Here is a 1,744-nt window from a genome sequence, read left to right as displayed (position 1 = left end):
GACCACGGCGATATGGCACAACGACCACACCGGACAAGACGTCCTACGCTCGCTGACCGCGTTCGATCACTGACCCCTTGGAATAGATCATCTAGCGCAGCAGTGCCGTTGACCCACCACTCCCCTCCAGCACAGGACCCCCGTTCGTCCTGGCGCGCAGTGCTCAGGAGGCGGCGCGTACGGGTTCGGCGTAGGTGGTGAAGAACCGGTCGCCGGTGAGCTTGTGGTGTGCGAGCTGTTCGCGGACGGCCTGTTCGTCCGCCCAGTGGTCCGGGCTGCTGGCGAGCGCGGCCGCGTAACTGGTCACGGCGTCCTTCAGCTTCTCGAAGAGGGCCGGGGTGACGACGCGCATGCCCGGCACCCCGGTGGCCTTGTCGTCGCTGGCCCGGCTGGGGTGCAGCATGACCGCCACGGCCTCCACCTCCGGGTTGTGCTCGTTGAGCCAGCGGACGCTGCCGCCGAGCTGGTCCATGTCCTTCTTCGCGATGGTGGTTGTGTCGGTGTCGCATCCGGTCTTCAGCTCGCACACCGCTTGGCGCGCCGCCGAGAGCGCCCACAGGTTGTCCGGGCCCGTGCCGTACTGCTTCTCCGGGCGCGTGCTGGCGAAGCCGAGGTGCAGCCCGAGCTGCTGCCAGGCCCGCTCGGCGTCATCTGAACGCTCCTCCTCGCCCCACACCACGTCCTCGAACAGCGTCTGCACGCCGAGTCTCAGGCTGACGCCGTCGCGGTATCGGCCCGCCAGGAACTCGGAGGGTCGCAGGACGAACGAGTTGTCGTTCAACGCGCCGGCCAGGGCCTGCTGGGCGGCCACACGGTCGGTCAGGTGCAGGTAGGCCGCCTTCTGCTCCCGCAGCCACCCCCGCAGCGCCTTGTCGCTGTCGCCGAGGTCGTTCACCGCCTTCTGCACCCGCTCGGCCGCGGCCGGGGCGCGGCCGGTGGCCGCGAAGTCGAACGCCTCACGCAGCGCCACGGCCTCATCCCGCACCGTCCCGTGCGGGGCATACCGCACCTCCGCCAGCGCCCGCCGGCTGCGCTGTGCCCACTGCGGCACCCGGCCGAGGCAGGCCCGCAGCGCCTGCCGCACCGCGTCCAGTCCCTCGCCCTTGATCTGGCTGGCGATGTCCCGGCTCAGCTTCAGCTGCGCCTGCGTCGCCGGAGAGAACAGGGCCAGGTGGCGGGCATCGTGGATCGCCGTGGCGAGCTTCGCCCCCAGCAGCAGGACCGCGCAGTAGTCCTCGCCGTCCCGCACGCCGCGGCCCATGCCCTGCTCGATCCGCTGGACCTCCCTTGCCAGGCGGACCGTGCTGTCGGCCAGAGCGACGGCCTCGCGCCGCTCCACCCCGTCCAAGGGCCTCGGGATCCCGTCGAGGATCAGCAGACGGCAGGCACCGTCCGGGAGGTTGACGCCGTCGTACTTGTTGACCAGCACCACCAGGCCCACATGGCCGGCCTGGAGTTCCTTCACGCCCGCCTCGAGGTCATCGACATGCCAGATGTGGTCCGCGTGGGGCTCCCATGCCGCGGCGGCCGGGTCGCTGGGCACCAGCACCACCACGTTGACCGGGTCCGTCTCGGCCACTCCGTCCCCGTCGCGGTCGCCGTCGGCGAACTGACGGGCCAGTACCCGTACGGCCTCGTTGTCCAGGTCCGGGTTGAGCGCCACCGGGGCGAGAATCATCCGCTCCCCGAGATCGGCCGCGCTGCCAGGCGTGACAGGCTTGGCGACGAGTGCCGGATCGGCACC

1 protein-coding gene is annotated in these 1,744 nt (G+C 70.9%); it reads right to left on the bottom strand.

All coding sequences use genetic code 11. The features are described 5' to 3' along the window. Nucleotides 1-163: 163 nt before the first annotated feature. The coding region (locus ACWD5Q_RS34700; protein WP_451431055.1) for a helicase C-terminal domain-containing protein at nucleotides 164-1,744 on the bottom strand (1,581 nt) is incomplete at its 5' end.

The sequence above is a fragment of the Streptomyces sp. NPDC002513 genome (assembly GCF_053595355.1).
Note: the sequence above shows the minus strand (reverse complement) of the source record. Positions and strands in the feature narration are given on the sequence as shown.